This window comes from Paenibacillus sp. 3LSP, assembly GCF_032465655.1.
Lineage (GTDB): Bacteria > Bacillota > Bacilli > Paenibacillales > Paenibacillaceae > Fontibacillus > Fontibacillus barengoltzii.
The window spans coordinates 36,929-45,173 of the sequence record NZ_JAWDJI010000173.1 but is presented as its reverse complement, the minus strand read 5'-3'; the positions used below and the strand labels follow the sequence as shown (position 1 = coordinate 45,173).

Annotated in this window: 5 protein-coding genes and 1 other annotated feature; of the genes, 4 read left to right on the top strand and 1 reads right to left on the bottom strand. The window is 53.1% G+C overall.

The genetic code is table 11. The features are described from left to right. Positions 1–112: 112 nt before the first annotated feature. Positions 113–329: a binding site (T-box leader), on the top strand. 111 nt (positions 330–440) lie between these two features. Next, positions 441–2,882: a leucine--tRNA ligase gene (leuS, locus tag RW092_RS14740; RefSeq protein ID WP_316010567.1), complete on the top strand. Its 2,442-nt coding sequence runs from the start codon at positions 441–443 to the stop codon at positions 2,880–2,882. 30 nt (positions 2,883–2,912) lie between these two features. On the opposite strand, the gene comER is transcribed toward leuS, so the two are convergent. After that, positions 2,913–3,848, bottom strand: a complete 936-nt coding sequence (gene comER / locus RW092_RS14735; RefSeq protein WP_316010566.1) for a late competence protein ComER — start codon at positions 3,846–3,848, stop codon at positions 2,913–2,915. Between the two features lie 238 nt (positions 3,849–4,086). Here comER and RW092_RS14730 point away from each other — a divergent pair, with 238 nt between their 5' ends. From RW092_RS14730 to RW092_RS14720, 3 genes are all read left to right on the top strand, one after another. Continuing rightward, a complete protein-coding gene (locus RW092_RS14730; RefSeq protein ID WP_316010565.1) occupies positions 4,087–4,653 on the top strand; it encodes a ComEA family DNA-binding protein in 567 nt (188 codons plus the stop codon). Positions 4,654–4,695: 42 nt separating this feature from the next. After that, entirely contained in the window at positions 4,696–5,214 is a 519-nt protein-coding gene (locus RW092_RS14725; protein WP_085278005.1) for a deoxycytidylate deaminase, read from the top strand. A gap of 98 nt (positions 5,215–5,312) precedes the next feature. After that, positions 5,313–8,111, top strand: coding sequence for a ComEC/Rec2 family competence protein (locus RW092_RS14720; protein WP_316010564.1), 2,799 nt, complete (start codon positions 5,313–5,315; stop codon positions 8,109–8,111). The last annotated feature ends 134 nt before the right edge of the window (positions 8,112–8,245 follow it).

Below are 8,245 nucleotides of genomic sequence, written 5' to 3'. Positions count from 1 at the left end.
TTTCGATGTGAGTGAACCGATGCCTCTTTAGTAACATTTTAACTGAGTGATCGCGCAACGTTGACGATATGTGGCATTATTTTATATAATAATTGATAATTCAATTCTATATTGTGGAACTTTGAAGAGGAATAGTAATTTGGATTTCGCCATCCAGAGAGCCGGCGTTTGGTGCAAGCCGGTTGGGGAATGCAGATGAACTCGCCTTGGAGTTATGATGCGAAAATCATCATCGTCTTGCCCGCGTTAAGGGTGCAAAGGGAGCTAGGACAAAGCATGTCCGATGCTAACTAGGGTGGTACCACGGGAAATCTCCTCTCGTCCCTAGCGATCATAACGCTACGGGTCGGGAGGTTTTTTGATTTTAGGGAGTTCACCTCGTCGGCTTATGACGTGGATCCCGCATTTCAAATTGTTGTTTTCAAGGAGGATTTTGAATTATGGCGGACCAAAATGTGCCCCATGATGTTTACCGGGCCCAGGCCATTGAACCGAAATGGCAGGCTTATTGGGAAAAGCATCAAACTTTTAAAACACGGGAAGAGGCGGGGAAACCGAAGTTTTACGCGCTTGACATGTTCCCTTATCCATCGGGAGCAGGCCTCCATGTAGGCCATCCGGAGGGGTATACAGCTACAGACATCGTCTCTCGCTTCAAACGGATGCGCGGCTATAACGTACTTCATCCGATGGGTTGGGATGCTTTCGGGTTGCCAGCAGAGCAGCATGCGCTCGATACGGGCGAACATCCGCGTGACATCACGGTGAAGAACATCAACAACTTCCGGCGCCAAATCAAGTCGCTGGGCTTCTCTTACGATTGGGACCGCGAGATCAGTACAACTGATCCGAATTATTATAAATGGACGCAGTGGATCTTTCTCCAACTGTATAAAAAAGGTCTGGCCTATGTGGCCGAAATTCCAGTGAACTGGTGCCCGGCATTGGGTACGGTGCTGGCGAACGAAGAGGTCATTGACGGCAAGAGTGAGCGCGGCGGCCATCCGGTCATCCGCAAGCCGATGCGTCAATGGGTGCTGAAAATTACCGAATACGCTGAACGGCTGCTGGAAGACCTGGAGGAACTGGATTGGTCGGAAAGCATCAAGGATATGCAACGCAACTGGATTGGGAAATCCGAAGGTGCGGAAGTCGTATTCGAAATCGAAGGTCATGATGCGTCTCTGACGGTCTTTACGACTCGTCCGGATACGCTGTTTGGAGCGACGTATGCGGTGCTTGCTCCAGAACATGAACTGGTTAAGAAGATCACGACCGATGCTCAACGCCAAGCGGTTGAAGCTTACCAAGACCAAGCGGCGCGGAAGAGCGATCTGGAACGTACCGACCTGGCTAAGGAGAAAACTGGGGTATTCACCGGCGCGTACGCGATCAATCCGGTCAATGGAGAGAAGCTGCCGATCTGGATTGCCGACTACGTGCTGGCGGGTTACGGAACCGGTGCGATCATGGCTGTACCAGGGCATGATGAGCGCGACTATGAATTCGCCAAACAGTATGATCTGCCGATCATCGAGGTGGTTGAGGGCGGCGATCTGTCGAAAGAGGCTTATACGGGCGACGGAGCACATGTGAACTCCGGCTTCTTGAACGGCCTGGGCAAGGAGGAAGCCATCAAGAAAATGATCTCCTGGCTGGAGGAGAACGGCAAAGGCCGCGGCAAAGTGACTTACCGCCTGCGCGACTGGCTGTTCAGCCGTCAACGGTATTGGGGGGAGCCGATCCCGATTCTGCATCTGGAAGACGGCACGATGAAGCCGGTACCGGAAGATCAGCTGCCGCTGGTTCTGCCGGATGTAGATGCGATCAAACCGTCGGGTACCGGGGAATCGCCGCTGGCGAACGTGACCGAATGGGTGAACACCGTGGATCCGGAAACGGGGCTGCCAGCTCGCCGCGAAACGAACACGATGCCGCAATGGGCGGGAAGCTGCTGGTATTACCTGCGTTATATCGACCCGCACAACGACAAGGAGCTGTGCTCGAAGGAGAAGCAGCAGGAATGGCTGCCGGTTGACCTGTACATCGGCGGGGCCGAGCATGCGGTGCTTCACCTGCTCTACGCTCGCTTCTGGCATAAGGTGCTCTACGATCTTGGGGTTGTAACTACCAAAGAACCGTTCCAAAAGCTGGTAAACCAAGGGATGATTCTCGGTACCAACAATGAGAAGATGAGTAAATCCCGCGGCAACGTCATCAATCCGGACGAAATCGTAAACAAATATGGGGCGGATACGTTGCGCGTATATGAAATGTTCATGGGACCGCTGGAAGCAACGAAACCATGGAATGAAAGCGGCGTTGAAGGTATTCATCGCTTCCTGTCCCGCGTCTGGCGTCTGTTCATTGCGGAAGACGGCAGCCTGAATCCGAAAATTACGGCGGACGGTGGAAGCGACGATTTCAAACGTACATGGCACAAGACGATCAAGAAAGTGACCGAGGATTTTGAAAACCTGCGCTTTAACACCGCGATCAGCCAGTTGATGATTTTCGTGAACGAAGCTTATAAAACGGACGCTGTGCCGAAAGCGGCGGCGGAAAACTTCGTACAGATGCTGTCCCCGCTGGCACCGCATTTGGCGGAAGAGCTGTGGGAACGTCTTGGTCATACTGATACGATTACGTATGAACCTTGGCCTACGTACGATGAGGCTTGGACCGTAGAATCCGAAGTTGAAATCGTCGTGCAAGTGAACGGAAAAATCGTAGAACGCACGAAGATTTCCAAAGACTTGGATCAAGCGGCGATGCAAGAACATAGCTTAAGCCTGCCGAATGTTCAGCAGGCTGTGGCTGGGAAGACGATCCGCAAAGTGATTGCAGTGCCAGGCAAACTGGTGAATATCGTCGTCGGATAAGCTCATTTCCTTGTGAGGATGTAGGTATGTTCAGGGAATGGAGGCGGCCCCTGATCCATCTGGCGGCTTAACGCCGGACAAGTGGGCTTCCTTTTCCGGACATGACGGAGCTTGATCCGAAGACGACGGAGATTCATCCAGTGTGGCCGGATGAAACAACGTATGCAGCTTGCTGATATCGTCGTCGTATTTACGATGAGTCGTATCGATCAGACGGGCAAATACCTCCCGCAGACAGGAATCCAGCACAGCAATCCCTTCAGCGGTCACGCCTCCGGGGACGGCAACCCGTTCGATCAGTTGCTCGGGATTCAGACCGCCTTCGGTGAGCAGCTTGCCTGTGCCTGACAGCATTTCCGAGCCGAGCGCAATCGCTTCCTCATAACTGATTCCAGTTCGTTCAGCGGCGGATTCGGCCCACAGCTGCAGCATATGAGCTACAAATGCTGGCCCGCAACTGGATAAATCGGATGCGATTCGAGTCTCGCTCTCTTTGAGGGTGATTGGCGTACTGATCGAGGACATCAGCTGCTCTAGGAGTAGACGATCTTCGGGGCGAATCCGCCCGCCGTAGATGCAGAGCGAAGCACCGCTGTGAACGGAATGCGTGATGCTGGGAATGATTTTGGCAATTTTTGAGGGAATGGCAGCTTCTAAGGTTTCAATCTGAACGGGGCTCGTGATCGACACGACGATCTGATTATCATCGAGCACGTCCCGGATTTCCGCGATGACATCGGGGTAATCCAGGGGTTTGATGCACAAGAAGACGATTTTGCTTCCCTGGGCGGCTTCAGCATTGCTGCTGTACGCCCGCAGTCCGGGATGACGCTGGGCCAGCCATTTCGCTTTCGAGGGAGAGCGGTTGCTGGCACAAATATTTTGCGGGAGCAGCGCACCGGAACGCAAAAACGCGTCAATGAGCAGGCTTCCCATGGCTCCGGTTCCGATGAAGGCGACTTTCATCCGGCTTCCCCTTTCCGTGCTTCACGCACTGTATTGGTAAAACGTTAAAGTGATTGCACTCGTTCATGTGTTTGTTGTAATGAGGCGGTTCATCTTACGTTATTGCGAACCTACTTCTGCCGTTTCTACTTCACTTGTATAGATTGTATGCAGCTTGATTGGATCTTCATGACTACTGGCTGATTCTTTTAAGATGTTGGAAGAGGAGTGGAGATACGATATGCGGAGGGAACTCGTCTTGACGGCTATCGTTTCAGCAGTGATTGGCGCTGGATTGATGCTTCTGGCAACGGGCGGTCGCTCGCCTGCAGGCATTGAAGGCTGGACGCCGATAAATGCCGAGGTTAAGGCGGCTTTGGCTGCAGAGGGCGCGGCTGTGGATCGAAGCGAGCTAAAGGCTGCAAATCCTTCAGAAACTGGGTCAGCCGTGGACAAGACTGGCGATGAGGCGACTGGGACAACCGCAGCTGGGAAAACGGACTTAAAGGGTAATTCAGGAGAGATGGCAACGCATGTGAATGCCGCAGGTCAGAACGCAGGATCTACTACAGAGGCCGAAGCGGTCAGCGGAGTTGCAGCCTCCAAGGAAGAAGCCGGGAATTCTACGGATACGGGAAAAATCAGCATTAATCGCGCCGGATTGGCCGAGCTGCAGGAAATCCCCGGGATCGGCGAGAAGAAAGCCAAAGCCATTCTCGATTACCGAAATGCGCATGGTCCTTTTACCTCCATAGAAGCGTTGACCGAGGTGAAAGGCATCGGAGACAAAATGCTGGAGAAAATGAAGCCTTATATCGGGCTGTAATTCTTGTGATCGAAACATGACTTGCGAGGGTGATGATGGAATATGAATCCGGACAAACGCAAAGATTGGGATACGTATTTTATGGATATCGCTTATATGGTATCGACGCGGTCGCGGTGTAACCGACGTCATGTCGGCGCTGTGCTCGTTCAGGGCAAGAAGCTGCTCGGCACGGCTTATAACGGCGCCCCTTCCGGTGTTCCGGACTGCTCGGAGGCAGGCTGTATGATTGCGGAAGAATACGAGCTGGTGGTAGAGGACGGACAGGAGAAAATGGTGAAGAAACAGCGCTGCGTCCGTACGATCCATGCCGAACAGAACCTGCTGTTGTTCACGGACCGGATCGACCGGGAAGGCTCCAGCGTCTATGTGACGGATGAGCCGTGCTGGACATGTGCAAACATGCTGGCCAACAGCGGCATTACGGAGATCGTATTCCATCGGCCCTATCCGAAGGATACCGGTAAAGTGACGGCCATGATGAAGCAAAAAGGCATCACTTTCCGCCGCCTGGAAGGGTATCAACCGCCGCAGGAAACGATTGCGCACGTGGAAGAATAATTGAAATTTTTTTGATCGATCATCGAATGTGGAAGCACCCCATTCGCCTTAGGGCGGGTGGGGTGTTTTTTGTTGAGGTGGATCAGGGAGGGATGTCCATGAACCGAAGACCGTTAATTGCGATAACTTGCAGTTGGATCGCTGGAAGCGGCTTGGCGGCAGCTTATACCGGCTGGCGTTTTTGGTTGTTTGGGCTGGGCTTGTTGTTGGTCTGTACAGCCATCGCCATCATTTGGCGTCAAGCTTGGCGGAGTCTCGCCTTGGCAGGGTTGGCTTTGTTGCTTGGGGGCTGCTATTGGCTGTATAACGAAGCGGGCAATGTGAGCCGGATCGGACCGATAGTGGCCGGTATGGAAGCAGAAAAAGAAGCAGGAACGGGGACAAGCCCTACAAAGGAGGGGGCGCAGGCGCTTGATGGTCAAACCATCCGTATGGAGGGAACGATCGTATCCACGGTCAAGGTCGATGGGGACCGGGCTGATTTTACGCTGAGAGTCAGCGGCTTATCGCTGATTTCGCCAGATGGGAAAGCGTTGGCGAAGCATGAGATTCCTCGTGGAGAAAAGGTTGCGGTCCAGCTGCGGCTCGCATCGCAAAGCGAACAGCAGACGGCAGCCACCTGGCATCGCGGGCTACGGGTTACGCTGAATGGAACGCTGGAGTTACCGCAGCCTGCCCGCAATTTTGGCGCATTTGATTACCGTCGGTATTTACATTTGCAGCGGATCCATTGGCTGGTCAAAGCTTCGGGGGCATCGTCTCTGAAGGCGGGACAGCCATCCCGAGGCGCCGCCGCTGCCTTAGGATCTGTCGATGCTTTGCGCGAACGCCTTGGCGAGCGCATTGAGCGATTGTTTCCGGACTGGCAAGCCGGTTATATGAAGGGGCTGCTGATTGGCTTGCAGAATGAGCTCGACCCGGATAAATACGCGGAGTTTACACAGCTTGGGCTCACGCATATCCTCGCCATTTCCGGCAGCCATGTTGCGATTAACGTGGCGCTTGTTCTGGGATTACTCCGTCTTTGCCGGGTGACGCGGGAGACCGCAAACACGGTTGCTATTGTTTTCGTTCCGGGATATATGCTGCTTACCGGTTTATCTCCATCGGTCATTCGGGCTGGGCTGATGACGATATTGGGCTTGTACTTGCTAAGGCGCGGGCTGCTAAAAGACAGCCTGAACGTATTAGCCGCTGTTGCGATGCTGATGCTGATCTGGGATCCGTATTATTTACTGAATGTCAGCTTCCAGCTCTCGTTTGCTGTGACGGCAGGGCTGATTGTATTCGTCCCGCGCTTAATCCCGTATCTAAGGTGGCTGCCAGGCAAAATCGGAAATGCGGTGGCGATTACGCTGGCGGCACAGCTGGTGTCTTTTCCATTAACGATCGTCTATTTTAACCAGTTCTCTTTCCTGTCCATTCCGGCTAATTTGCTGCTAGTCCCGATCATCGGCACCTTGGCGCTTCCCCTAGGAACAGGGGCATTACTATTAAGTTTGCTGTCGATCAAGCTGGGCTCATGGGCAGCTATTCCGGTACGCTGGTTGAATACGGCAACGTTTGAAGCAACCAACTGGTTGAGCACACGCAGCGGGTTTATGACGTATTGGAAATCGCCTTCGCTGCTTTGGATCGCAGCTTTTTATGCTGGATGCTATCTGTTGGTATATTGGGGACAACGGCGTGAGCGTATTGCCGCCGAGGCCTTAACTGTCCGTGGGCAGGATGACGATACTGTGCCTCTCAATCCAGCTAAACGAGAGGTAGCTTTCGCTCATATCAACTGGCGGGAGTGGTCTCAGGACGTGCCTGGAAATCAGGCTAGGCTAGGGGTACTTGATAGACTGGCAGCGGTTAAAACCGCCTGGACCCAACAGGGTTACGGATGGGGGACGATCGCAAACGCGCTTAGCCGATGGGGATGGTCGAAACGAATGGATTTTCTGCGTTTGGGCATCGCCATAGGCCTTATGCTGCTGCTGATCACCGGATATCAACCGGCCTACAGCCAAGGGACCGGCTATATCGAGTTCATCGATGTGGGTCAAGGTGACTGTGCCTTGATTACTACGCCATCTGGCAAGCATATTTTGGTGGACGGCGGGGGGACGGTATCGTTTCGCAAAGCGAAGGATGCGTGGCGGGAGCGGCGTGAACCTTTCGAGGTCGGGGCCAAAACGGTGGTTCCGCTGCTCAAGAAGCGTGGGATCCATCGCTTGGATGCGGTTATTTTAACGCACGGGGACCAGGATCATATCGGCGGACTGCAGGCGGTCATTGACTCCATTCCTGTGGAAGCAGTGGTGATCAACGGCAGCTTGGCCGAGTCCAAGACGATGACGACCTTAATGGAAACGGCGCTGACTAAGCGTATTCCGGTATATGCGGCAAGCCGCGGCATGAAGTTGCAACCGGATGACGCCACTCGCTTGGAGGTGCTTTATCCCTTGATGCCTGAGGAGGCGCTTCACCCAATCCCCATCGTGAAAGAACAAAATCACCGCTCGATCGTCTTTCGTTTAGATATGAATGGAGCTTCCTTTTTATTTACAGGTGATATGGATGAGACGGCGGAGAAGGAAGTATTAAGCCTTGAACGATTGACCTCTTCGGGAACGACAACACCGCAGCTCTTCTCAATCGATGTCATGAAAGTCGCCCACCACGGCAGTAAAACCTCTACCTCTGCAGATTGGCTGGACTATTGGCAGCCGGAAGCGGCAGTTATTTCGGTTGGGGCTTCAAACCTTTATGGTCATCCGCATCCTACGGTCGTTGATCGGCTGAACGCTCAACAGATTCGAATCTATCGAACTGATCATCAAGGCGAGGTCCAGATGCGAGTTCGAGAGGGAAGAATCGAGGTTAGATATAAGTTGCTCCCAATCCCATAAAACCGGGCCCTTTCGCGGTTTATAAAGATGACGGGGCCTTTTTTTTCTGGTATCCTTAGGTCAGATTGCTTAGAGGGTGGACTTCTAAAATGTTTTTTAAAAAATAGTAACAACATTGCAACATCTTGTCGGAC

Coding starts and splice junctions, on each gene's coding strand:
- leuS (WP_316010567.1), top strand. CDS start 441: ATGGCGGACCAAAATGTGCCCCATGATGTTTACCGGGCCCAGGCCATT.
- comER (WP_316010566.1), bottom strand. CDS start 3,848: ATGAAAGTCGCCTTCATCGGAACCGGAGCCATGGGAAGCCTGCTCATT.
- RW092_RS14725 (WP_085278005.1), top strand. CDS start 4,696: ATGAATCCGGACAAACGCAAAGATTGGGATACGTATTTTATGGATATC.
- RW092_RS14720 (WP_316010564.1), top strand. CDS start 5,313: ATGAACCGAAGACCGTTAATTGCGATAACTTGCAGTTGGATCGCTGGA.